Annotated in this window: 21 protein-coding genes; all 21 read left to right on the plus strand. The window is 36.1% G+C overall.

Annotated elements, in window-relative coordinates; translation table 11 throughout:
• Nucleotides 1–16: 16 nt before the first annotated feature.
• The 21 genes from pyrH (at nucleotide 17) to lepA (ending at nucleotide 26096) form a co-directional block, all read left to right on the plus strand.
• On the plus strand, nucleotides 17–745 hold the full coding sequence (pyrH, locus tag NFR82_RS00500) for a UMP kinase (protein WP_251716185.1): 729 nt from the start codon (nucleotides 17–19) through the stop codon (nucleotides 743–745).
• Nucleotides 745–1302, plus strand: coding sequence for a ribosome recycling factor (gene frr / locus NFR82_RS00505; RefSeq protein WP_251716186.1), 558 nt, complete (start codon nucleotides 745–747; stop codon nucleotides 1300–1302). Before pyrH ends, frr begins: the two co-directional genes overlap by 1 nt.
• A gap of 2 nt (nucleotides 1303–1304) precedes the next feature.
• On the plus strand, nucleotides 1305–2039 hold the full coding sequence (locus NFR82_RS00510; protein ID WP_251716187.1) for an isoprenyl transferase: 735 nt from the start codon (nucleotides 1305–1307) through the stop codon (nucleotides 2037–2039).
• An 11-nt stretch (nucleotides 2040–2050) separates the two neighbouring features.
• Nucleotides 2051–2854, plus strand: a complete 804-nt coding sequence (locus tag NFR82_RS00515) for a phosphatidate cytidylyltransferase (protein ID WP_251716188.1) — start codon at nucleotides 2051–2053, stop codon at nucleotides 2852–2854.
• A gap of 10 nt (nucleotides 2855–2864) precedes the next feature.
• The gene (gene rseP, locus NFR82_RS00520; protein ID WP_251716189.1) at nucleotides 2865–4121 is read left to right on the plus strand and encodes an RIP metalloprotease RseP; all 1257 of its coding nucleotides are present in this window, start codon (nucleotides 2865–2867) and stop codon (nucleotides 4119–4121) included.
• A 30-nt stretch (nucleotides 4122–4151) separates the two neighbouring features.
• Complete coding sequence (locus NFR82_RS00525; protein ID WP_251716190.1) at nucleotides 4152–5855, plus strand: proline--tRNA ligase; 1704 nt, start codon at nucleotides 4152–4154, stop codon at nucleotides 5853–5855.
• A 6-nt stretch (nucleotides 5856–5861) separates the two neighbouring features.
• A complete protein-coding gene (locus NFR82_RS00530; protein ID WP_251716191.1) occupies nucleotides 5862–10169 on the plus strand; it encodes a PolC-type DNA polymerase III in 4308 nt (1435 codons plus the stop codon).
• 109 nt (nucleotides 10170–10278) lie between these two features.
• Nucleotides 10279–10758, plus strand: coding sequence for a ribosome maturation factor RimP (rimP, locus tag NFR82_RS00535; RefSeq protein WP_251716192.1), 480 nt, complete (start codon nucleotides 10279–10281; stop codon nucleotides 10756–10758).
• Between the two features lie 18 nt (nucleotides 10759–10776).
• A complete protein-coding gene (gene nusA / locus NFR82_RS00540; protein ID WP_251716193.1) occupies nucleotides 10777–11979 on the plus strand; it encodes a transcription termination factor NusA in 1203 nt (400 codons plus the stop codon).
• Between the two features lie 14 nt (nucleotides 11980–11993).
• On the plus strand, nucleotides 11994–12290 hold the full coding sequence (rnpM, locus tag NFR82_RS00545; protein ID WP_251716194.1) for an RNase P modulator RnpM: 297 nt from the start codon (nucleotides 11994–11996) through the stop codon (nucleotides 12288–12290).
• A gap of 2 nt (nucleotides 12291–12292) precedes the next feature.
• A complete protein-coding gene (locus NFR82_RS00550) occupies nucleotides 12293–12604 on the plus strand; it encodes a L7Ae/L30e/S12e/Gadd45 family ribosomal protein (protein ID WP_251716195.1) in 312 nt (103 codons plus the stop codon).
• Between the two features lie 4 nt (nucleotides 12605–12608).
• Entirely contained in the window at nucleotides 12609–15263 is a 2655-nt protein-coding gene (gene infB, locus NFR82_RS00555) for a translation initiation factor IF-2 (RefSeq protein WP_251716196.1), read from the plus strand.
• 26 nt (nucleotides 15264–15289) lie between these two features.
• Nucleotides 15290–15652, plus strand: coding sequence for a ribosome-binding factor A (locus NFR82_RS00560; protein ID WP_251716197.1), 363 nt, complete (start codon nucleotides 15290–15292; stop codon nucleotides 15650–15652).
• A gap of 52 nt (nucleotides 15653–15704) precedes the next feature.
• Nucleotides 15705–16598 (plus strand): tRNA pseudouridine(55) synthase TruB, encoded by an 894-nt coding sequence (gene truB, locus NFR82_RS00565; RefSeq protein ID WP_251716198.1) that lies wholly within the window; start codon nucleotides 15705–15707, stop codon nucleotides 16596–16598.
• Between the two features lie 5 nt (nucleotides 16599–16603).
• Nucleotides 16604–17560, plus strand: coding sequence for a riboflavin biosynthesis protein RibF (gene ribF, locus NFR82_RS00570; RefSeq protein ID WP_251716199.1), 957 nt, complete (start codon nucleotides 16604–16606; stop codon nucleotides 17558–17560).
• 218 nt (nucleotides 17561–17778) lie between these two features.
• The gene (abc-f, locus tag NFR82_RS00575) at nucleotides 17779–19290 is read left to right on the plus strand and encodes a ribosomal protection-like ABC-F family protein (protein ID WP_251716200.1); all 1512 of its coding nucleotides are present in this window, start codon (nucleotides 17779–17781) and stop codon (nucleotides 19288–19290) included.
• Between the two features lie 88 nt (nucleotides 19291–19378).
• The gene (gene hrcA / locus NFR82_RS00580) at nucleotides 19379–20422 is read left to right on the plus strand and encodes a heat-inducible transcriptional repressor HrcA (RefSeq protein WP_251716201.1); all 1044 of its coding nucleotides are present in this window, start codon (nucleotides 19379–19381) and stop codon (nucleotides 20420–20422) included.
• Nucleotides 20423–20434: 12 nt separating this feature from the next.
• Nucleotides 20435–21025, plus strand: a complete 591-nt coding sequence (gene grpE / locus NFR82_RS00585) for a nucleotide exchange factor GrpE (RefSeq protein WP_251716202.1) — start codon at nucleotides 20435–20437, stop codon at nucleotides 21023–21025.
• 17 nt (nucleotides 21026–21042) lie between these two features.
• A complete protein-coding gene (dnaK, locus tag NFR82_RS00590; protein ID WP_251716203.1) occupies nucleotides 21043–22893 on the plus strand; it encodes a molecular chaperone DnaK in 1851 nt (616 codons plus the stop codon).
• Between the two features lie 82 nt (nucleotides 22894–22975).
• Nucleotides 22976–24127 carry a molecular chaperone DnaJ gene (gene dnaJ / locus NFR82_RS00595; protein WP_251716204.1) on the plus strand — a complete coding sequence of 384 codons (1152 nt, stop codon included), beginning with the start codon at nucleotides 22976–22978 and terminating at the stop codon, nucleotides 24125–24127.
• Between the two features lie 130 nt (nucleotides 24128–24257).
• Nucleotides 24258–26096: a translation elongation factor 4 gene (lepA, locus tag NFR82_RS00600; RefSeq protein ID WP_251716205.1), complete on the plus strand. Its 1839-nt coding sequence runs from the start codon at nucleotides 24258–24260 to the stop codon at nucleotides 26094–26096.
• Nucleotides 26097–26113: the final 17 nt, after the last annotated feature.

A 26113-nucleotide genomic window follows, 5' to 3' on the forward strand; every position in this document is an offset into this window, starting at 1 on the left:
ATTATAGGAGGTTACTATGAGTCAAGTTAAATATAAACGCATCATTCTTAAAATATCTGGTGAGGCTTTAGCAGGTGATGAAGGTACAGGCATTAACCCAACTGTCATTGCCCACTTAGCTAAAGAAATTAAATCAGTTCATGATTTGGGTGTAGAAATCGGAATCGTATGTGGCGGGGGAAACATGTGGCGTGGTGAAACTGGTGAAAAGCTCGGCATGGAACGCGCACAAGCCGATTACATGGGTATGCTCGCTACAATCATGAATGGTTTGGCACTTCAAGATGGTTTGGAACATTTAGGTGTACCAACTAGAGTTCAAACTTCAATTGAAATGAGACAAGTTGCAGAACCATACATTCGTCGTAAGGCGATTCGTCACCTCGAAAAAGGTCGTGTTGTAATTTTCGGTGGTGGTACTGGTAACCCATACTTCTCAACTGATACTACAGCAGCACTTCGTGCTGCAGAAATTAATGCAGATGTCATCTTGATGGCTAAGAATGGTGTTGACGGGGTTTACTCAGCTGATCCTAAACTTGATCCATCAGCAACTAAATATACTGAATTGACTCAATTAGATGTCATTTCAAAGAACTTGAAAGTTATGGATAGAACTGCAAGTTCATTATCAATGGATACTGAAATCCCATTAATTGTCTTTAATGTTAATACTGAAGGTAACATTAAGAAGGTTGTTATGGGAGAAAATATCGGAACTGTTATCGAAGGCGGTAAAAAATAATGAATAATGAAGTAATTACAAAAGCAAAGGAAAATATGGATAAATCTATTAAGGTTTTCCAAAAAAACTTAGGAAATATTAGAGCAGGTGTTGCAAATGCAGCCCTTCTTGAAAATGTAAAGGTAGACTACTATGGTGCTCCAACACCATTGACTCAAATGTCTAGTGTGACCATTCCAGAACCACGTGTTCTTTTGATTACACCATATGATGCAAACAGTGTAGATGACATTGAACATGCTCTTCTAGCATCAGATCTTGGCTTGACACCAGCAAATGATGGTAAGGTGATCCGTTTAGTAATTCCTCAACTTACTGGTGAAAGAAGAGAAGAAATTGCTAAGCAAGTTGGTAAAGAAGCTGAAGAAGCTAAAATTGCTATCAGAAATGTTCGTCGTGATGCAATGAATTCACTTAAGCGTCAACAAAAAGATGACGAAATCACTGAAGATGAACAACGTAATTTAGAAAAGCAAGTTCAAAAAGTTACTGATGATGCAACTAAAGAAGTTGATAAACTTGCAGAGGATAAACGTAAAGAAATTACTCAAGGTTAATAATGGGTAAAGAGAAAAATCAATTAAATCATCTCGCTATTATCATGGATGGAAATGGCCGTTGGGCCAGGAAAAGACATAAGCCAAGAGTATTTGGTCATAAAGAAGGCATGAATAATGTGGAGAGAATTACTCTTGCTGCTGATAAACTTGGCATTAAGGTGTTGACTCTATATGCATTTTCTACAGAAAATTGGGCAAGACCTAAGGAAGAGGTTGCATATTTGATGAATCTTCCAGTTAAGTTTTTTGACAAGTTTATGCCAACTTTGATGAAAAACAACGTTAAAGTTAACATCATGGGCTATTTGGATCATTTACCAAAAGCAACATATGATGTTGTCAAAAAGGCAATGTCTGAAACCGCCCAAAATACGGGTTTAGTTCTAAACTTTGCCTTTAATTATGGCTCAAGAAAAGAAATTGTCTCAGCTGCTCAAGAAATTTCCAAATTGGTAAAAGAAGGAAAACTTGAGATTGATCAAATTACTGAAAATACAATTTCAAACCATTTGATGACTGCTAAATTTGGTGAATATCAAGATCCAGATTTATTAATTCGTACATCAGGTGAACAAAGAATTTCCAACTTTTTACTATGGCAGATTGCATATTCGGAATTAGCTTTTAGTGAAAAGGCTTGGCCAGATTTTACAGAAGATGATTTAAACCAATTTGTAGAAAATTACCAAACTCGAAATCGACGATTTGGTAAAGTTAATGAATCAGATAGTTAAGATAGAGAAAAATGAAACAACGTGTAATAACTGCGATTATCGCATTAATTTTATTTATTCCAATTGTTCTTTTAGGTGGACTATGGATGGATTGGTTGACCATTGCTTTTGCAGTAGTTGGAATAAGCGAAATCTTTTTGATGAAAAAACAAATTCTTGTATCAATTGACTTCTTGTTGGCGCTACTTGCCACATTAGTTTGGACAGTTCCCGATGCATTTTTAAAGGGAATGCCATTCAACTGGTCAAAGTATGGCATTTTTTATGCCTTAATCATGTTAATGTTGACATGGACCGTTCTTTCAAAGAATAAGACAACATTTGATGATGTGGGTGTTTATACAATAGCAGCATTATATATTGGTACCGGATTCCATTACATGGCGGCTATTAGAAATAATGCTAATGGTTTGGTATTACTGTGCTATGTTTTTGTAGTGGTATGGTCAACTGATATTGGTGCATACATGATTGGTCGAAAGATTGGTAAACACAAGTTATGGCCAGTTATTAGTCCAAACAAAACTTGGGAAGGCTCAATTGGAGCTGTAATCTGTGCTTTGATTCTTTCAGCAATTTACGTAGCTGTATTTGCTAAATACTTCAATCAATCACAAATTTTCATGCTCGGATTAACCTTTGTATTATCAATTATTGGTCAAATGGGTGATCTAGTAGAATCAGCATTTAAACGTTTTTACGGTGTGAAAGATTCCGGAAAGATATTACCAGGACATGGTGGTATTCTAGATAGATTCGATAGTATGCTATTTGTTTTACCTGTTATGGCTGCCGTTTTAGGTATTGTACATTAGGAGATAGCTTTTGAAAGGTATACTAATCTTTTTAGTAGTATTTGGATTGCTCGTATTCGTTCATGAATTCGGGCATTTTATCGTTGCTAAGAAATCTGGCATCTTGGTCCGTGAATTTTCAATTGGAATGGGGCCAAAACTCTTTCAAATCAGAAGAAATCCAACAACATATACTATTAGATGGTTGCCACTTGGTGGTTATGTAAGACTTGCAGGATCTGATGATGAAAGTAAACTTGATCCAGGAATGACGGTAGTTGTTCAACTAAATGATAAAAAAGAAGTTATTAGAATTGATGCTTCTGAATCAGATTTGCCGATTGAAGGCATTCCGGTTCAAGTAATTAAATCGGATTTGGTTGATGAATTAACGATTACTGGATACGAGAATGGCGACGAAGATAAGGAAATAACTTATCATGTAAATCACGATGCTACTATTATTGATAAAAATAAAACAGAATTAATAATTGCACCAAGAGATACTCAATTCCAACAGGCTAATGTATGGCAAAAGTTAGCAACTAACTTTGCTGGACCATTTATGAATATTGTTTTAGGTTTTGTGGTTTTTCTTATTTGGACATTTACCGTTCCGGGCCCTGGTACAACTACCATCCAAAAAGTGGTAAATAATTCACCGGCCCAGAGTGCCAAAATTGAAGCAGGGGATAAGATAGTTTCAATTAATGGTAAAAAGATGTCAACGTTTGAAGATATTTCTACTGCAATAAATGAAAGTAATGGAAAAACTTTAAACATGAAAGTTGACAAGAATGGTAAAATTGATTCTGTAAAAGTTAAACCAGAAGAAAAATCTGTTCAAAACCAAAAGGTTTACCAAGTTGGAATTCAGGCAAAATCTGATGAAAATGCAATGGTCAAGTTAAGGCGTGGTTGGGATACGGCTGTATCTACAACTGGAATGATTTTCTCAGCAGTAGGAAATCTATTTAGACACTTTAGTTTGAATAAGTTGTCAGGACCTGTTGGTATTTATTCTCAAACAGCTCAAGTTTCACAAATGGGATTCAGCTATATTTTGGCTTTCCTTGCAATGATTTCTATTAATCTAGGAATTGTTAACTTGATTCCAATTCCAGGTCTTGATGGTGGAAAACTTCTGCTAAACTTAATTGAGCTTGTTCGTGGCAAGCCGATTTCTGAAGATCATGAAGCAATTGTTGAGTTAATCGGCTTTGGTTTACTATTGATCTTAATTATTGCAGTTACGGGTAATGATATTTATCGTTACTTCATTAAATAGTATTTAAATTAAATTATTGGAGAGATAAGAATGCGTCAATCAAAATTCTTTATGCCAACTTTGAAGGAAGCTCCATCTGATGCGGTAGCTGAAAGTCACAAGTTGATGCTTAGAGGTGGATATATTCGTCAAGTTACAGCAGGTGTTTATGCATACTTGCCATTAGGATATCGAGTATTACGTAAGGCTGAAAACATTATTGAAGAAGAAATGGAAAATATTAATGTTCCAGAAATGATGATGCCTCACCTTTTACCAGCAACTTTGTGGCAAGAATCTGGTAGATATGAAAAGTATGGCGAGGAAATGTTTAAGTTAAAGGATCGCCATGGTCGTGAAAGTTTGCTTGGACCAACTCACGAAGAAACATTCACTGAAATTATTGCTAAGAACTTGAAGAGTTACAAGCAAATGCCACTTGCTTTGTACCAAATCCAAACTAAGTTCCGTGATGAAAACCGTCCTCGTTTTGGTCTTCTTCGTGGTCGTGAATTCGTAATGCTCGATGCTTATAGTTTCGCCGCAACCCGTGAACAATTAGATGAACAATTTGAAGATCAAAAGGGTGCATTTATTAAGATCTTCAAGCGTGCTGGTGTTAAGGTCCATCCAGTTATTGCTGACTCAGGAACAATGGGTGGTAAGAACTCAACTGAATTTCAAGCTCCAGCTGCAATTGGTGAAGATACTATTGCAACTAACGAAAACGGTACTTACGCAGCTAACCTTGAAATGGCTGTAAGTATTGATACTTTCAAGCAAGAACCAGAAGATGCAAAAGAATTAAACAAGGTAGCAACTCCAGATTGTGATTCTATTGATAAGCTTTCTAAGTTCTTAAATGTTCCAGCTACTCGCATTGTCAAGAGTATTTTATTTATTGCTGACGATGACAAAAAGATCCTTGTTTTAATTCGTGGTGATAAGCAAATTAACGAAGTAAAATTAGGCCACGTTATTGATGCTGATAATTTACGTGAAGCAAATGTAACTGATTTAAAGGAAATTACTGGCAGTGAAAAAGGTGGTGTTGGTCCAATTAATGCAGATTGGGCCGATAAGATCATCGCTGATGAAACTGTTAAGGGCCTTTACAATGTTGTTGTTGGTGCTAACGAAACAGATTACCAATTTGAAAATGCTAACCTTGATCGTGATTTTAAAGTCGATGAATTTGCTGACATTAGAACTGCTAATGAAGGTGAACCAGATCCTGTTGATCATCAACCTCTTAAGTTCACTACTTCAATTGAAGTTGGACACATCTTTAAGTTAGGAACTTACTACACTACTAATATGGGTGCAGATTTCTTAGATAATAACGGTAAAGCAAAGCCAGTTATTATGGGTTCATACGGAATCGGTGTTACTAGAATGCTTTCAGCAATTGTTGAACAACACCTTAATGAAAAAGGCGGTATTGCATGGCCTAAAGAAGTTGCACCATTTACAATTCACCTTATTCAAATGAAGATGAATGATGAAGATCAAACTACTTTAGCAGAAAAGCTTGAAAAAGAATTGTCTGCTAAGTATGATGTATTATACGACGATCGTAAAGAACGTCCAGGTGTTAAATTTAACGATGCAGATTTAGTTGGTGCTCCAATTAGAATTACTATTGGACGTAAAGCTAATGAAGGTATTGTTGAAGTTAAGCGCCCAACTGATGAAAAATCAACTGAAGTTTCTGTTGATCAATTAGAAGAAATTTTAAATAAAGAGTTAGGATAATTTTTCGTGACAAATAAAAACGATTTATTCTTAAAACTTTTAAAGCAAATCAAATTTCCTGATAGCTTTGAAGACAATGTAAATCTTCAAGCTGGAGAAATTGAGAACGTGGATGTATACGCTAAAGAACATAAGTGGGATATCCACGTTCTTTTTGATACGCCTTTAAATTTTGAGACTTATAATGCTTTAAATAAAGCAGTAATTGAAAACTTTAAAGACTTTGTGAATGTTGAATTATTTGTTAAAACCAAAGATGGATCTGACAAGAATTTGTTAGATTACTGGGGATTCGCCGTTCAAAATTCTCAAGTTTTACAACCCGTAGCTAGGGAATTTCTTGCAAGACAAAAGCCAAAGAAGACAGATGGAAAATGGGTTATTCCAGTTGATAATTCCGTGATTGATGGTTTGATTGAGCAAGAAGCTTTAGACAAGTTGGCAGAAGAATTAAGAAATTACGGTTTCTTCAATTTGAAATTCATAACTGAAATGAATCAGACAAGTTCCCAAAATGATTTAGAGAGTTTGCAACAACTTCAAGAGGAACATGAAAAGAGTATGCAGGAAGCATATGAGGCGACTCCTGAAAAACCAAAACCGCAACCTAAACAAAATCCAACTAGACGTAGAAGCTACGGCAACAAAGAAATTGATAAGAATGCTCCAATTACAAAGATTCATGAGGTTGAAGATGGCAGTAGAAATGTAGTAATTGAAGGTAATATCTTTAATGTTGAATCGCGTGAATTGAAGTCTGGATCAGTTATTTTCACAGGTGAAATTACCGACTATACAGATTCAATCATGTTCAAAAAATTTGTTTCTCAAAAAGATGAAATTGAGAGTTTATCTGCACTTAAACCAGGAACTTGGGCCAAGATGCAAGGTACTGCTGCAGATGATCAATGGGAACATGATGTTGTATTCAATATTTATAATTTTGAAACAGTTGAACATGTTGGTCGTACCGAAGCGTATGAAGGTGATAAAAAGCGCGTAGAACTTCACTTACACACCAACATGAGTCAACTTGATGCTACAAGTACTGCAACTGAATATATTCAGGCGGCTAAAAAGTTTGGTCAGACGGCTATAGCAATTACTGATCATGGTGATGTTCAGGCCTTCCCAGAAGCATACAGTGCAGGAAAAGGCGCCGGATTAAAGGTTTTATATGGTGTTGAAGCCAATATGATTGATGATCATGCCTTACTTGTATTAAATCCTGCAGATATGACTTATAAGGACCGTGAATTTGTTATCTTTGACGTGGAAACAACCGGACTTTCTTCTGTTTATGATACGATTATTGAAATCGGAGCGGTAAAGATGAAGAATGGTGAGGTTATTGAAAGATTTGATAAGTTCATCAACCCTCATCATCCATTAAGTGAGCAAACTATTAACCTTACTTCGATTACTGATGAAGATGTAAGTAAGGCTGATGATGAAGATGTAGTTATCAGACAATTTAAAGAATTTTATGGTGATCGTCCCTTATGTGGTCATAATGTACAATTCGATGTTGGATTTGTTAACGCAGCACTCCGTAGATCAGGCCTTGAAGAAATTTCACAACCGGTTGTTGATACTTTGGAAGTATCACGTTTATTGCACCCTGAACAATCAAGACATACCTTAGACTCACTGGCTAAAAAATATGATGTTGTGTTAGAGCACCATCACCGGGCCAATCAAGATGCGGAAGCAACAGGTTACTTAATGTTTAAATTGCTTGACGCATTTAATGAGCGATTTAATCAAGATAATTTAGGTAAAATGAATGATTATGCGAAATTTGGACAAGTATATAAGAGAGCTCGTCCAATGCATATGACAATCTTGGCAAAGAATCAAGCTGGTTTGAAGAATATGTATAAGCTAGTTTCAATTGCAAGTACTAAGGATTTCTACCGAGTTGCGAGAACACCAAAATCAGATTTAAGAAAGTTACATGATAATTTACTTTATGGATCTGGTTGTGCTCAAGGTGATGTCTTCATTTCGATGATGCAAAAAGGTTATGATGAAGCTCGTAAGAAAGCAAAATTTTATGACTTTTTAGAGATACAACCACCCAAAGCATATGAGCGTTTAATTGATGATGGTTTAATATCAGATGAAGCAGAACTTGAAGAAATTTTAACTAATATTTATAAATTAGGAAAGGAATTAAATATTCCTGTTGTTGCAACTAGTGATGCACACTATGTGGATCCAGTTGAAGAGATTTATCGTACCATTCTTATTTCTGCTCAAAGAAGTAATCCTAATAGAAACAAGCCGCAACCTGAGTTACCATTCTACACCACTCAAGAAATGCTTGATGCATTTAAGTTTTTAGGTGAGGATGCTGCAAAGGAAATTGTTATCGACAATACTAATATGATTGCAGATTCCATTGAAGAAATTGCGCCGATTAAAGATGGCTTGTATCCACCTCATATTGATAATGCTGATCAGGAAATGCGAGACTTAACTTATAACAAGGCTTATGAGTTATATGGAAATCCGCTACCAAAACTAGTAAAGGATCGAATTGAATTGGAATTAAATTCGATTATTTCAAACGGATATGCAGTTATTTACTTAATTTCTCAACGTTTAGTGGCCAAATCTAATAAGGATGGATATTTAGTTGGTTCGCGTGGATCAGTTGGTTCAAGTTTTGTTGCGACAATGTCAGGAATTACAGAAGTTAATCCATTGGTGCCCCATTATCGCTGCCCAAATTGTAAATATTCACACTTTTTTGAAAATGGTGAATATAGTTCTGGTTATGACTTACCTGATAAAGAATGTCCTAAATGTGGTACACCACTTGTTAAAGATGGACAAGATATTCCGTTTGCGACTTTCTTAGGATTTCATGGTGATAAGGTTCCCGATATTGATTTGAATTTCTCAGGTGACTATCAACCAGTAGCGCATAACTTTATTCGTGTTATGTTTGGACCAGATAATTCATATCGAGCTGGTACTATTGCGACTGTGGCGGATAAGACCGCATATGGATATGCAAAGCACTTTGATGAAGAACGTGATCTTCAATTGAGAAATGCTGAACTAGATCGTTTAGCTGCTGGTGTTTCTGGGGTAAAGAGAACCACGGGTCAACACCCGGCTGGTATCGTTGTGGTACCAAATGATATGGATATTTACGATTTTACTCCAGTACAATATCCAGCTGATGATGTTAATGCTGCATGGCTTACAACTCACTTTGATTTCCACTCGATCCACGATAATATTCTGAAGTTCGATATCCTTGGACACGATGATCCAACCATGATCAGAATGCTGCAGGATTTGTCAGGGGTTGATCCATTAACAATTCCACCAGCCGATCCAGGAGTTATGTCACTATTTTCAAGTCCTGAAATTTTAGGGGTAACGCCTGAACAAATTCAATCTCAAACTGGTACTTTAGGAGTTCCAGAATTTGGTACGAAGTTTGTAAGAGGAATGCTGGAAGAAACTAAACCAACTACTTTCTCTGAATTACTTCAAATTTCTGGTTTATCTCACGGTACAGATGTATGGCTTGGCAATGCAGAAGAATTGATTAACAAGGGAATTTGTAAGTTGAAGGATGTTATTGGTTGTCGTGATAACATCATGACTGACTTGATTCACTGGGGTGTTAAACCAGAAGTTGCCTTTTCAACAATGGAAACAGTAAGAAAGGGTAAGGGTATCAGTGATGAAAATATGAAAGTTCTTCAAGCTAATAAGAATATTCCGGACTGGTATATTCCTTCATGCTTGAAGATTAAGTACATGTTCCCTCGTGCTCATGCGACTGCATATATTTTGATGGCTCTGAGAATTGCATGGTTTAAGGTTTACTATCCAGAAATTTATTACACTGCATACTTTTCAGTTCGTGCTGATTTATTTGATCTTGTTGCAATGAGCCATGGTAAAAATACCGTCAAGGCGGCAATGAAGAAGATTCAAGATAAAGGAAATGATGCATCAGCCAAAGATAAGAGTTTATTGACTGTACTTGAAATTGCTAATGAATGTCTTGAAAGAGGCATTAAGATTAAGATGGTCGATGTTGATGAATCGGAAGCAACTAATTTCAAGATTATCGATAAGCACACTATTCTCGCTCCATTTAATGCAGTTCCAGGATTAGGCGATAACGCTGCTAAGCAGATTGTTGCTGCCAGAGCTGAGCAAAAGTTTCTTTCAAAAGAGGATCTTGCTAAGAGAGGAAAGGTTTCTCAAACAATTATGGAATACTTTGAAAATAATGGAGTATTGGAAGGAATGCCAGATCAAAATCAGTTATCATTATTCTAATTGTAACAATTTGAAATATTTTTTTGACATGGTATACTAATTGTTGAAGTTCGAATAGGTAATTCGAGTGAGCAGAGATGCTCACTCTTTTTATTACGGAGGAAAATTTTTGTCTAAAGTTACAGAGCTAGTTCGTTCAGAAATTGAACCAATCATTGCTGCAAGAGGCGATGAATTTGTAGATATTGAATATGTAAAAGAAAAGGATCAAAATTATCTTCGGATTTACGTTGATAAGGATCAACCTGGCGGTATTGACATTGATGAAATCGCACTTTTAAGTGAAGAAATATCTGAAATGCTTGATAACTTGGAGCCTGATCCTTTACCTGATCCATATGTGCTTGAATTGTCATCACCAGGTGCCGAACGCCCACTTAAAAATGAAAAAGACTGGGAAAAGGCATTAAATGATTATATTCATGTTGGTCTTTATCAAAAGATAGAAGGCAAAAAGATTTTTGAAGGAGCGCTTTTATCATATGACGATGAAGAAGTAGAACTCGAGGTCAAGATAAAGACCAGACGAAAGACGTTAACTATTCCTCGTAAGTTAATTGCAAATGCTCGTTTTGCAATTGAATTTTAGAAAGGTTGATTAAAACTTATGTCTAAAGAAATGCTAGAAGCGTTTGCCACTCTTGAAGAAAAGAAAGGCATTGACCAAGAAGTCATTGTTGATGCAATTAAGGCCGCTTTAGTAGCTGCATACAAAAAGAATTATAATCAAGCAGCAAACGTTGAAGTAGAATTTGACCCAAGAAAGGGTAATTTTAAAGTTATTGCTGTTAAGACAGTTGTTGATGAAGTTCAAGACGACCGTTTAGAAGTTAGTTTGAAAGATGCTTTAACAATTAATAGAGCATATGAAGTTGGTGATGAAATTCGTTTCGAGGTTACACCAAAGAACTTCGGTAGAATTGCTGCCCAAACTGCTAAACAAGTTGTAATGCAACGTCTACGTGAAGCTGAAAGAAATCAAATTGTTAGTGAATACTCACAATACGAAGATGAATTAATTACTGGTACTGTTGAACGTCAAGATAACCGTTTTGTTTACGTGAAAATTGGTAATGTTGAAGCAGTTATGCCTCATCGTGATCAAATGCCTAATGAAGTCTACAACCCACAAGATCAAATTCGTGTGCTTGTAACTCGTGTTGGTTCTGATACCAAGAGTGCACAAATCGTTGTTTCAAGAACAGCTCCAGATATGGTTAAGAGATTATTTGAACAAGAAGTTCCAGAAATTTATGATGGAACTGTTGAAATTGTCTCAGTTGCTCGTGAAGCTGGCGATAGAACTAAGATCGCTGTTAAGTCGAATGATCCTAATATTGATCCTGTTGGTACTTGTGTTGGTCAACATGGTGCTCGCGTTCAAAATGTGGTAAACGAATTAAGTGGCGAAAATATTGATATTGTAAAATATGAAGAAGATCCTTCAGACTTTATTGCTAACGCATTGAACCCAGCAGAAGTTATCGCTGTTCAATTCGGTGAAGATGGAGAAGAAAAGAGCGCATTGGTAATCGTTCCTGACTACCAACTTTCATTAGCAATCGGTAAAAAAGGTCAAAACGTAAGACTTGCTGCTCGTTTAACTGGCTACAAGATTGATATTCGTCCAGAATCTGAAGTTGAATTTGTTGAAGAAGATAACAATTCAGATGCAGCAGATGAAACTCCAGCAGAATCAGGTGAAGAAATAACTGATTCAAACGAAGAAGTAAAAGATGAAAATGTTGAGAATTCAGAAGTAGTAGAAGATACTATAGAGAATTCTGAAGATAATGATTCTGAAGAGTAAGGATTGGTGATCTTTTGAAAAAAAGAAAAATTCCAATGCGGAAAGACTTATTGACTAACACAATGCAACCAAAGAAGGAATTGGTTCGCGTGGTAATCGATAAAGAAAAGAATATTTCCGTAGACCCAACTGGTAAAAAGCCAGGAAGAGGCGCATACGTTTCTTTAGATCCAAGCAAAATCGAAGAAGCTAAAGAGAAAAAAGTTTTAGATAGAAGTTTAGGAAATAAGGTTCCTGATGAATTCTATGAAGAACTTTATTCATATGTCGATCATCAAAAAGCTAGGAAAGAATTGTTTGGTGACAAATAAATTTGGAAAATAATCAAAGAGCGTTAAATTTATTAGGACTTGCAATGCGTGCTGGAAAGTTGATTTCAGGTACAGAAACGGTCATTGCGGCTCTTAGTAAAGGACAAGTAAAAGCTGTTATTTTAGCAAGTGACATTCATGAACATACATCTGAAAAAGTCGAAAGAGCTGCTAAAAAAGCCAATGTAGAGATTATTAATAACTTCTCAAGTGATGAATTAATTCATGCGATTGGCAAAAAAAGAAAAGTTCTTGGCTTAACGGATCAAGGTTTCTATAAGTCACTAGCTAATAAGATTAATGAAGGAGTGTGATTGGATGGCTAAAGAAAGAATTTACGAAGTCGCAAAAGAATTAGGCATCGATAATAAAGTTGTTGTTCAAAAAGCAAAGGACTTAGGCTTTGATGCTAAGAATCATATGTCATCATTAGAAGATTCGCAAGTGAAGCAATTGAAGGATAGTTTCCAAAATTCCGCTCCCACTAAAAAACAAGAAAAATCTACAAGTAAGATTAAAATTTCTGTTTCCTCAATTCGAAAGAATGAGAAGAGGTCAGATAATAAAAAGTCTAATTCACGACGCAATAATAAGAACAATAATAATCAAAATAAGCGTCGTAAAAGCGACAATAATAAACAAAGTGGTCAACATGATGGTAGTCAATCTAAGCCTGCTGCACGTAATTTGCTTGAACAATTTAAGAAAAAGCAACGTGCTGAAGTAAGTACCTTAGATGAAGAAATTAAGAAAACTAAAAAAGAATATCACGAACAATTGAAGAATCCGAAAAAAGATACTAAACCAAATACCAAAGAAACAAATAAAAATCAAGAAGCTCCAAGTGCAAAGACTGAAACCAAGAAAACAATTGGTCCTAAGATATTGAAGCCTTCACCAGCTCGCTTTAAGAAAGAAAACAAGTCTGATGATAATAAGAGAGCTGATAATTCACGACGCCGAAATAACTCTAAGCCAAGTATACCTAGAGTTGATTTAGCAGATGCCCCAGCTCCTAAGAAAGATGAAAGACGCGGTAATGGTCATGGCCGTAATACTGGTAAGCCAGGCCGTAAGGGAAAGAATCAATTCTCTAATAGTCATAATGAACATTCTGATCGTCAAGAACGTAAGAAGCGTAAGAATAAGAGACGTCAACAAGAGCAACCAAAGAAACAACCAACAGCTCGTAAGGAACGTCCATTACCAAAAGTATTAGTTTATGACGAAGGTATGAATGCTCAAGACCTAGGTAAGATTCTTCACAGAGAACCTGCTGAAATTGTTAAAAAGTTATTCATGCTTGGTATTATGACTAACCAGAACCAATCATTGGATTCTGATACAATTGAACTTCTTGCTGCCGAATATGGTATTGAAGCTGAAAAGAAAGTTCACGAAGATATTTCTGACCTTGATAAGCTTTATGCTGATCAAATGGAAGCTGCCAAGAATTCTAAGGATCAAGTTAAGCGTCCACCTGTTGTAACTATCATGGGACACGTTGATCATGGTAAGACAACTTTACTTGACCGTTTGCGTCATACTCATGTTTCTGCAAATGAAGCTGGTGGTATTACTCAAAAGATTGGTGCTTACCAAGTTCGTGTTGACGATCGTTTGATTACCTTCTTGGATACTCCAGGACACGCAGCATTCTCAAACATGCGTGCACGTGGTGCTGAAATCACTGATATCGTTGTTTTGGTTGTTGCAGCTGATGATGGTGTTATGCCACAGACTGTTGAAGCTATTGATCACGCAAAGAGTGCTAATGTTCCAATTATTGTTGCAGTTAACAAGATGGACGTACCTGGTGCAAATCCACAACACGTTACTGAACAACTTATGAAGTATAACTTGATTCCAGAAGATTACGGTGGTGACACAATCTTTGTTAACATTTCAGCTAAGACTGGTGAAAATGTTGATGAATTGCTTCAAATGATTTTACTTCAATCCGATGTGCTCGAATTGACAGCTGATCCAAATCAAAAGTCAGTTGGTACTGTTATTGAAGCAAGATTGTCACGTGGTCGCGGTCCTGTAGCCGACTTACTTGTTCAACAAGGTACTTTAAACATTGGTGATCCAATTGTTGTTGGTAACACATTTGGTCGTGTTCGTACTATGACCAACGACCGTGGTCGTCAAATTAAGAAGGCAACTCCATCAATGCCAGTTGAAATTACAGGTTTGAACGATGTTCCTGAATCAGCTGATAAATTGGTTGAATTCGATGATGAAAAGACCGCTCGTGCAGTCGGTGAAGAAAGAGCTCAACAAGCATTACAAAGAGCACGTGAAAATGTAACCCACGTAACTCTTGATAACCTCTTCGATACAATGAAGAAGGAAAATATGAAGGCTGTTGATATTGTACTGAAGGCCGATGTACAAGGTTCTGTTGAAGCTTTACAACAATCACTTGAAAAGATTGACGTAGAAGGTGTTCGGGTAAATATTATCCACTCAGGTGTTGGTGCCATTAATGACTCTGATGTTACTTTGGCTGGTGCTTCAAATGCCTTCATTATTGGTTTCAACGTTCGTCCAACCGCTACTGCTAGATCTCAAGCAGAAACAGATGGTGTAGATATTCGTCTTTACAGTATCATTTACAAGGCTATCGATGATGTAACTTCAGCTATGAAGGGTATGCTTGAACCAACTTATGAAGAAAAGGTTGTAGGTAATTTAACTGTTCGTGAAACCTGGAAGGTTTCTAAAGTTGGTACTATTGCCGGAGCCTTTGTTGATAAGGGTTATGTAAGAAATAATTCTAAGATTAGAGTTATTCGTGATGGTATTGTAAAATATGATGGTGAAGTAGCTTCACTTAAGCGTTTCAAAGATGATGCTAAGGAAGTTAAACAAGGTAATGACTGTGGTTTAACAATTGAAGGTTACAACGATATTAAAGTTGGTGACGAATTCGAAGCATACGAAATGCAAGAAGTTAAACCTCAGTAAAATGGCTTTTAATTTAGGAGGACAATATGAAACACAGAGTAGGTCGTGTTGAAGGAGAAATCCTCCGCGAAACAGCTAAAATTTTGCGTAAGGATATTCATGATCCGCGATTAAGCGATGTAACAATCACTGCTGTTGAATGTACTAACGATTTATCGTATGCTACTATTTATTACAGTATTTTGAGTGAAAATGCTGAAGATGAAAAAGAAGTAGCGGCTGGTTTTGAAAAGGCTAAGGGAATGATCCGTCATTTACTTGGTCAGGTGTTAACTGTTTATAAAGTACCGGAACTAATTTTTAAGCGTGATAATTCAGTTAAGTACGGTAGTAAGATAGATCGTTTAATTGCAGAATTGAAAAAACAAGATGCAGAACGAAATAACTAATTTATAAAGGAGGCGCCGTCAGTGCGCCTTTTTTTATTGGATGGGATTTAAAATGCTAAACGGAATTATTGTAATTGATAAAGACAAGGGTATGACAAGTGCGGATGTTGTTTACCATTTACGTAAAGCTCTGCATATTAGAAAAATTGGCCATGCAGGGACATTAGATCCTGAGGTAACAGGGGTTTTGCCGATCGCAATCGGGCAGGCTACTAAGTTGATTGAACAAATGCATGAAAGACCTAAGAAGTATCAAGGAACTGGACTTTTTGGGTATGCGACTGATTCTTACGATACAGACGGAAAAGTATTGGATGAAAAAGATGTTGAAAGGGAAATTTCAGCGGATGATATTCAAGAAGGTATGGATAAGTTTTTAGGGAAAATAGAACAAGTGCCACCAATTTATTCAGCTGTTAAAGTCAATGGTAAGAAACTTTATGAGTATGCACGTGAAGGAATTGAAGTCGAACGTCCAAAAAGACAAGTAGAAATTTTTGAGTATCAATTAATGAATTCACCTATTTATAACGCTGAAGCAAAACAAGAAAGTTTCGATTTTGAAATTGAATGTAGCAAGGGTACTTATGTTAGATCGCTTGTAAATGATCTTGGAAAAAATCTAAATACTCCGGCTGTGATGACTAATTTGAGAAGAATTGCAAGTTCTGGCTTTGATATCAGTCAAGCGGTAAAATTAAGTGTGATAGAAGAAAATCCAGACCAAGTTCAGTCTTTGATCCAACCAATTGAAAACTTTTTTAAAGACTATGAACAAATTGATTTAAATAATAATCAATGGGCAAGAGTTCAAAATGGTGCTGGAATAAATCTGAAAACGGATGCAAAAAAAGTTGCTTTACGATACAATGATAAGGTTAAAGCAATTTACAAAAAAACTAATCATGGCTATCGACCAGATCTTATGTTGTTAGCAAATGAATAGGTGAAATGAAGGTTTTTATTGTGCAAGTAATACATTTAACTTATCCAGTTGAAAATAAAATCACCGATGGAAAAGTTGTTTTGGCCTTAGGCTTCTTTGATGGAGTTCACTTAGGTCATCAACATCTTATTTCTGTTGCTAAAAAAGAAGCGGAGAAGAAAGGCTTACCATTGATGGTACTTACTTTTGATAAACATCCGAGTGAAGTTTATGCTAAAAATCATGATTTTATCTATATTGATAGTTTAGATGAAAAAGTGCAAAAAATGTCTAAGTTAGGTGTCGACTATCTTGCTGTTTTAAAGTTTACTGATAGCTTTAGTAAAATATCTGGTGATGATTTTGTTGATAATGTGATCATAAAATTACATGCTGCGACTGTAGTTGCTGGTTTTGATTATACATATGGTCAAAAGGACCAAGCAAATATGGATCATTTGCCAGAATTTGCAAAGGAAAGATTTAATATAATTAAAGTTCCAAAGCAAACATTTGAAGGAAAGAAAATTGGTTCAACCGAAATTAGAAAAGCAATTACTGAAGGTAAAATGAATTTGGCTTATGATCTATTAGGCACTCACTATGTAATGAGTGGTATTGTAGGACATGGTAAGCGTAATGGTCATAAGCTAGGGTTTCCAACTGCCAATTTAGAATGGGAGGGCAAGAAGGCCATTCCAAAAATTGGAGTTTATGCTACTAAGACAAAAGTTGGCGATAAATGGTATGAATCAATGACAAGTGTTGGATATAACATTACCATTAACACTGAAAGAAAGATTTATATCGAATCAAATATCTTTGATTTTGATAAAAATATTTATGGTCAACCAATTGAAATTAAATGGTATAAATACACTCGCGGTGAAATCAAATTCGATAGTCTGGATGCTTTAAAGGATCAACTTGAAAAAGATCGGATTAAAATCAAAGAATATTTCAAACAGCATGTTGAAAAATAATTTTAATCATGATAATCTCTAGTTACTAATATAAAAAATAAGAAAGAGGGAGCGCCGTTGCGTATTTAATTTTGCAAAATGAACATAGTCAAATAAGTTGTTGTTTTATGACGGAGAGACTATGCGCTTTGGCAAGATTAAATATAGGCGCTTTTTAACTTCATTAGAAGGAGTCTATGCTTGTTCAAAGTGTAGACTCTTTTTTGTGAGGTGATTCCATGAGTAATATTAGAATCAAAAACTTATCTTTTGGATACGAAGACAGTAGTGATAAAATTTTTGATAATTTAAATCTTAACTTAGATAGTAGTTGGAAGTTAGGTTTAGTTGGTAGAAATGGTCGTGGTAAGACTACCTTCTTAAACTTATTAAGGGCGAAATTATCTGGCACTGGAAAAATTGAAACCAAGTTAACATTTTCTTACTTTCCAATTGAAATTGATAATCCTGATAATATAACTTTGTATGAATTGCAAGAAAAGGCCAACTTTGAGCAATGGGAGCTTGAGCGAGAATTGAATTTAATGGCAACAGATCCTGAGTTGCTTTGGCAACCTTTTAATACGCTTAGTGGTGGTGAACAGACGAAAGTACTTTTGGCTTTGTCTTTTGTTGATCAAGACAATTTTCCTTTAATTGATGAGCCAACTAATCACTTAGATGAGGCTAGTCGTAAACAGATAGCTAACTATTTGAAAAATCATAATAAGGGCTATATTGTCGTTAGTCACGATCGCGATTTCCTAAATCGTGTTGCTGATCATATTCTCGCAATTGAAAATGGCGAAATTCATTTGTATCAAGGTAACTATGCTAGTTATGAAGATACCAAAAATAAGCGTGATGAATTTAGTGCTGCTAAGAATAATAAATTAAAGAGTGAAATTACTTCTTTGAATACCAGTCGTCAAAGAGTGAGGGGATATTCTGAAAAAGCGGAAAGTAAGAAGAATGCAAAAACTCATAAAAACGAAATTCATTCCAACTTGGATAAAGGATTTTTGGGTCATAAAGCAGCAAAAATGATGCAAAAGTCCAAAAACTTGGAGCAAAGAATGGATAAGAAGATCAAAGCAAAACAAGGTTTAATGACTAATATCGAGGATGTACCGGAGTTAAATATTAATTTCCAAGAAAATTACCATCAAACTTTACTCGAAATTAAGGACTTGCATTTGTCAGTTGATGATAAAACGTTATTCTCTAATCTTAACTTGCTTGTTAAAAATCGTGGAGTGATTGCCCTAGAAGGGAAGAACGGTAGTGGAAAGTCAACTTTACTTAAAGTGATTATGAATAAGTCAACGAATGCAAGTTATACTGGTAAGATTCAATTAACTAATGGTTTGAAAATTTCATACTTACCACAGGATTTCACTGAATATACTGGAACATTAAAAGAATTTTCTGAAAATCAAAAAATCTCTTACGAAGAATTACTTAATAGCCTAAAGAAAATGGGATTTCCGAGATCTAGCTTTAATACTAAGATCGAAGAAATGAGTATGGGTCAACAAAAGAGAGTAGCCATTGCTAAGTCATTAGTTGAAAAAGCAGATCTCTATCTTTGGGATGAACCGGCTAACTATTTAGATGTCTTTAATCAAGATCAGTTAATTAAACTAATTAAGGAAAATCAACCGGCAATGATCTTAGTAGAGCATGACAAATACTTTATTGATCAAGTTGCAAGTCAGCAAGTTCATTTGAAAAAAATCAAAAATATTTAGCACTCGGGTTGCTTTTCTGCTAGTTTTTAGTATAATAATAATTGTTAGCACCTGATAAGTTTGAGTGCTAAAAGTGAGGGCGATATTTATGTTGACCGAACGTCAAGAACTTATATTAAAAACAATTATTAAGGATTTTACGCAGAATCAGGAACCTGTTGGTTCTAAGACTGTAATGAATCAACTACCAATTAAGGTTTCAAGCGCCACAATTAGAAATGAGATGGCTACTCTTGAAGATAATGGATTGATTGAAAAGACCCATTCTTCAAGTGGACGTGTTCCTTCAACCGAAGGCTACCGTTATTATCTTGATCATTTAGTTGAACCGCTTGAATTACCAAAATCAGTTTATGATAAGATTGTTTATCAATTAGATCGACCTTTCCATCAAGTTAATGAAATTGTTCAGGAAGCAGCAAAAATTTTGTCAGATTTGACTAATTACACTGCATTTGCTGAAGGACCTGAGAACCACGGTGTGACCGTAACAGGTTTTAGAATTGTACCTTTGTCTAGCAGACAGGTAATGGCAATTTTAGTTACTAGTGATGGAAATGTTCAAAATCAAGTATATGCGCTTCCTCACCATATTCATGGTGAAGAAATCGAAAAGGCTGTTCGTCTAATTAATGACAACTTAGTGGGTAGGACCTTGAAAGAAATTACCCCAGCTTTACTTGAAAGTCTTACATCTAAGCATTTGGTTTCTGGACATGCAACCGAACTGATTGATTTATTGCAGGATGTTGTTAAAAATGCTGCAAGTGAACAGATGTATGTTGATGGACAATTAAATTTGTTAAATAATACAACTGGTGAAAATGTGAGGGATATTCGTTCGTTATATGAGCTAATGGGACAAGATAGTTGGGTTTCCAACTTAATGTCGTGTGGATCAGATGGAGATGAATTTCCAATTCAAGTTCGTTTGGGTTCAGAAATGCCAAATGATTTACTTAAGAACTACAGCTTATTAACTGCAGAATATAATGTTGGTGATCATGGAAAAGGTACGATTGCTTTACTTGGTCCAACCAACATGCCGTATTCACAAATGATTGGGTTAATGGATTATTTCAGAAACGAGCTAGCCAAGAAATTGCTCGATTACTATGGTAGATTTCAATAGAGGAGGTTAGCCGTGAGTAAAGAAGAATTTCCTAGTGAAGAGGAATTAAAAGAAAAAAAGAAAACTTCAGAAGATAAAGAAACTGAAGTAAAGAAAGAAGCTAAAAAGCCGGCTGAAAAAGAGGCTCCTGAAAAAAAGGAGCCAGATTTGAAAGCTCAAATTGCTGATCTCGAAGATAAAAATAAGTATTTAGAAGATAAATATTTACGTAGTGAAGCCGAAATTCAAAATATGCAAGCTCGCTACTCAAAAGAACGTGCTCAGTTAATTAAATATGAATCACAAAACTTGGCAAAAGATATTTTGCCGGCTATTGATAACTTGGAACGTGCCTTAAATGTAGATGCTGATGATGAGGCTGCTAAGCAACTTAAGAAGGGTGTTCAAATGACCCTTGATTTGCTTATTAAGAGCCTAAAAGATCATGGTATTGAAGAAATTGAGGCCGAAGGTGAGAAATTTGATCCGACATTACATCAAGCTGTTCAAACTGTTGCAGCCGAAAATGATGATCAAAAAGATCACGTTACCCAAGTTTTACAAAAAGGATATAAATATAAAGATCGAACAATTAGACCTGCTATGGTTGTTGTTGCTCAATAGAAGAGAGGAATTTGTTTATGTCAAAAGTTATCGGTATTGACCTTGGAACTACCAACTCAGCAGTTGCAGTTCTTGAAGGTAAAGAACCAAAGATCATTACTAACCCAGAAGGTGATAGAACTACACCTTCAGTAGTTGCATTTAAAGATGGTGAAATTCAAGTTGGTGCGGCTGCAAAGCGTCAAGCTATTACTAACCCTAACACCATTGTTTCTATTAAGAGTCACATGGGAGAAGAAGGTTACAAGGTTAAGGTTGGAGATAAAGAATATACTCCACAAGAAATTTCAGCATTTATTTTACAATACATCAAGAAATTTGCTGAAGATTACTTAGGTGAAGAAGTTAAGGATGCAGTCATCACTGTTCCAGCTTACTTCAACGATGCACAACGTCAAGCAACTAAGGATGCAGGTAAAATTGCCGGCTTGAATGTTCAAAGAATCATCAACGAACCAACTGCTTCAGCTTTAGCATATGGTTTGGATAAAGATGAAAACGATGAAAAAGTTTTAGTATACGATCTTGGTGGTGGTACTTTCGATGTTTCAATCCTTCAATTAGGTGACGGTGTTTTCCAAGTACTTTCAACTAATGGTGATACTCATCTTGGTGGTGACGACTTTGACCAAAGAATTATTGATTGGTTAGTTAAGAACTTTAAGGATGAAAATGGCGTTGACTTGTCAAAGGACAAGATGGCAATGCAACGTTTGAAGGATGCAGCTGAAAAGGCTAAGAAAGATTTGTCAGGTGTATCATCAACCCACATTTCACTTCCATTCATTTCTGCTGGAGAAGCTGGTCCACTTCACCTTGAAGCTGACTTAACTCGTGCTAAGTTTGACGAATTAACTGACGACTTGGTACAAAAGACTAAGATTGCCTTTGACAATGCGTTAAATGATGCAGGTCTTACTGTAAATGATATTGATAAGGTTATCTTAAACGGTGGTTCTACTCGTATCCCTGCAGTTCAAAAGGCTGTTAAGGAATGGGCTGGTAAAGAACCTGACCACTCAATTAACCCTGATGAAGCTGTTGCTTTGGGTGCTGCAATCCAAGGTGGTGTTATTACTGGTGATGTTAAGGATATCGTATTACTTGATGTTACTCCACTTTCACTTGGTATTGAAACTATGGGTGGTGTCTTCACTAAGTTAATCGACAGAAACACTACTATTCCAACTTCAAAGAGTCAAGTATTCTCAACTGCCGCTGATAATCAACCTGCCGTAGATGTTCACGTACTTCAAGGTGAACGTCCAATGGCCGCAGATGACAAGACTCTTGGAAGATTCCAATTGACTGATATTCCACCTGCACCACGTGGTGTTCCTCAAATCCAAGTTACCTTCGATATCGATAAGAACGGTATTGTAAATGTATCTGCAAAGGATATGGGTACTGGTAAGGAACAAAAGATTACTATTAAGAGTTCATCCGGTTTGTCAGATGAAGAAATTCAAAAGATGCAAAAGGATGCTGAAGAACACGCTGAAGAAGATAAGAAGCGTAAAGAAGAAGTTGACCTTAGAAATGAAGTTGACCAATTGATCTTCACTACCCAAAAGACTTTGGATGAAACTAAGGATAAACTTGCTGATAGCGACCGCAAGCCAGTTGAAGATGCCCTTGAAGAACTTAAGAAGGCTCAAAAGGACAATAACTTAGACGAAATGAAAGAAAAGAAGGAAGCTTTGTCAAAGGCTGCACAAGATTTAGCAGTTAAACTTTACCAACAAAATGGTGGTGCCCAAGGTTCTGCTGGACAAGCCGGCCCACAAGGACCTACACCAAATGACGGTAACTCAAATAATGGTGGAGCTCAAGATGGTAGCTTTCACAAGGTAGACCCAGAGAAGTAATGGGTTTATAATTTGAATAACCTTTTAAGAAAAGAACTGCTTAAGGGTAGTTCTTTTTCTTTTAAACGTAAGGAGTTTAGATTTGGCACAAGAAGATTATTACAAAGTTTTAGGCGTTGATCGAAACGCAAGTGACCAAGAAATCAGTAAGGCATATCGTAAGCTCGCTAAGAAGTATCACCCTGATTTGAATCATGAACCAGGAGCTGAAGAAAAGTACAAAGAAGTAAATGAAGCATATGAAGTTTTGCATGATAAGCAAAAACGTGCTCAATACGACCAATTTGGCTCAGCCGGTGTGAATGGTCAAGGCGGCTTTGGCGGCAGTCAAGGTTTTGGCGGCCAAGGTGGTTTTGGTGGTTTCAGTGATTTTGGTGATATCTTTAATGATATTTTTGGTGGCGGAGCAAGTCGGCAACAAGTAGATCCAACTGCACCACAAAGAGGTCAAGATTTAGACTATACGCTTACTATTGATTTCATGGATGCAATCAATGGTAAGAAGACACAAGTATCTTATAACCGTAGTGAAACCTGTCCTACTTGTCATGGTACTGGTGCTGAAAAGGGTACACATCCAATTACTTGTGATAAGTGTCATGGATCTGGTTATATGACAATTACTCAACAATCAGCCTTTGGTATGATTCAAAGACAAGTTGTCTGTGATAAGTGTCACGGTAAGGGCGTAATTATTGAACATCCATGTAATACTTGTCATGGTGCTGGAACCGTTGAAGGTAAGAATACTATTGAAGTAGATATTCCTGCTGGTATTGATAACGGTCAACAACTTCGTTATGAAGGACAAGGTGAAGCTGGTGCTAATGGTGGACCTTACGGAGACCTTTACATTAGCTACCGTATTAAACCTTCTAAAGAATTTGAAAGACGCGGCAATACTATTTACACTACTGTTCCAATTTCATTTGCCCAGGCAACTTTGGGTGATGAAATTAAGGTTAAGACGGTTCATGGTGAAAAAGATTTGAAGATTCCTTCAGGTACTCAACCTAATAAGAAATTTACGCTTCGTGGTGAAGGAGTTCCTTATATCCGTGGTGGCGGTAATGGTGACCAAATTGTTACTGTTGAGGTTAAGATTCCTAAGAAAGTTAATGAAAAGCAAAAAGAAGCTTTAGTTGATTTTGTCAAGGCAAGCGGTGAATCAATTACACCACAAGGAAAAGGATTCTTTGAACGTCTTAAAGAAAAATTGAATGGTGAAGATTAAATTATTGCTTCACGTAAAAAGCTTCAAAGTTTTTATTAAAGCTTTGAGGCTTTTTTTCTTCTATCTTTTATATGTTGGTCTAGCTTTGCTATAATTAATAAGACAGAATTAAAAAGGGTGCAAATAATTTATGAATTTAAAAGAATTACAAAATTATCAAAAACACATTCGAAACTTTTCAATTGTTGCGCATATTGATCACGGTAAATCAACAATTGCTGATCGAATTCTTGAATTAACTGATACTGTTTCAGAGCGTCAGTTAAAAAATCAAATGCTTGATGATATGCCTCTTGAAAGAGAACGTGGAATCACAATTAAAATGAACTCAGTTGAAGTTAAGTATCATGCCAAAGATGGCGAAGATTATATTTTTCACTTAATTGATACTCCAGGACATGTCGATTTCTCATATGAAGTTTCACGATCACTCGCTGCTTGTGAAGGAGCATTATTAGTAGTTGATGCTTCACAAGGTGTACAAGCACAAACTTTGGCAAATACATACTTGGCAATTGATAATGATCTAGAAATTTTACCAGTTATCAATAAGGTTGACCTTCCTTCAGCAGATCCAGATAAGGCCAAAGAAGAAATTGAGGAAATGCTTGGTCTTGATGCTTCTGATGCTGTACTTGTTTCGGGAAAGACTGGTCAAGGAATTGCGGATATGCTTGAAAAGATTGTTAAGGATATTCCGGCTCCATCAGGTGATATACAGGCCCCGCTTAAAGCATTAATCTTTGATTCAAAGTATGATGATTACCGCGGAGTTGTACTTTCTGTAAGAATTAAAGAGGGTACAGTTAAGCCAGGTGACAAGATTAAGATTATGAATACTGGTAAAGAATATGAAGTTACTGAAGTAGGTGTATCAAGTCCTCATCCAGTTAAAAAAGATATTTTGATTGCTGGAGACGTTGGCTATTTAACTGCTAACATTAAGACTGTTCGTGATACTCGTGTGGGTGATACTATTACTGATGCTGATAATCCAACGGCTGAACCTCTTCCAGGATATCGTCAAATTCCACCAATGGTATATTCGGGTATGTATCCAGTAGATAACCGTAAGTATGATGATTTAAAAGAAGCTCTTCAAAAGTTACAACTAAATGATGCAGCACTTGAATTTGAACCTGAAACTTCAACAGCGTTAGGCTTTGGTTTTCGTTGTGGTTTTCTTGGTCTTCTTCATATGGATGTTGTTCAAGAACGTCTTGAGCAAGAATTTAACCTTGATTTAATTATGACGGCACCATCAGTTGATTATCACGCAATTATGAACGATGGTTCTACCAAGTTAATTGATAACCCATCCGATTTACCTAATGCTGGTGAATATAAAGAAGTTCAAGAACCTTATGTTAAAGCAGAAATCATGGTTACTGAAGACTACGTTGGTCCTGTAATGGAACTTTGCCAAAGAAAACGCGGTGAGTTTGTTACTATGGATTATCTTGATAAGTACCGTGTAAATATCATTTATAATATGCCTTTATCAGAAATCATCTTTGATTTCTTCGATGATTTGAAATCATCAACTAAGGGCTATGCTTCACTTGATTATGAAATTACAGGCTATCGTGCAACTAACCTAGTTAAGATTGATATTTTACTTAATAAAGAACCAGTCGATGCGCTTAGCTTCATTGCTCACCGTGATAGTGCTCAAGAACGTGCTCGTCAAATGACCTCACTTCTTAAGAAACTTATTCCACGTCAAAACTTTGAAGTTGATATTCAGGGTGCAATTGGTGCCAAGATTATTTCAAGAGCGACAATTAAGCCGTACCGTAAGGATGTTACTTGGAAAATTCATACAGGTGATCCAGATAGACGTGCTAAGCTTCTTGAAAAGCAGAAACGTGGTAAGAAGAGAATGAAGGCCGTTGGTAAGGTTGAAGTACCTCAAGATGCCTTTATGGCGGTTCTTCGTATGAATGATGATGATATCAAAGGTAAATAAATCAATAGGTATAGAAA

Source organism: Lactobacillus agrestimuris, from assembly GCF_943193025.1.
GTDB classification, from domain to species: Bacteria; Bacillota; Bacilli; order Lactobacillales; family Lactobacillaceae; genus Lactobacillus; species Lactobacillus agrestimuris.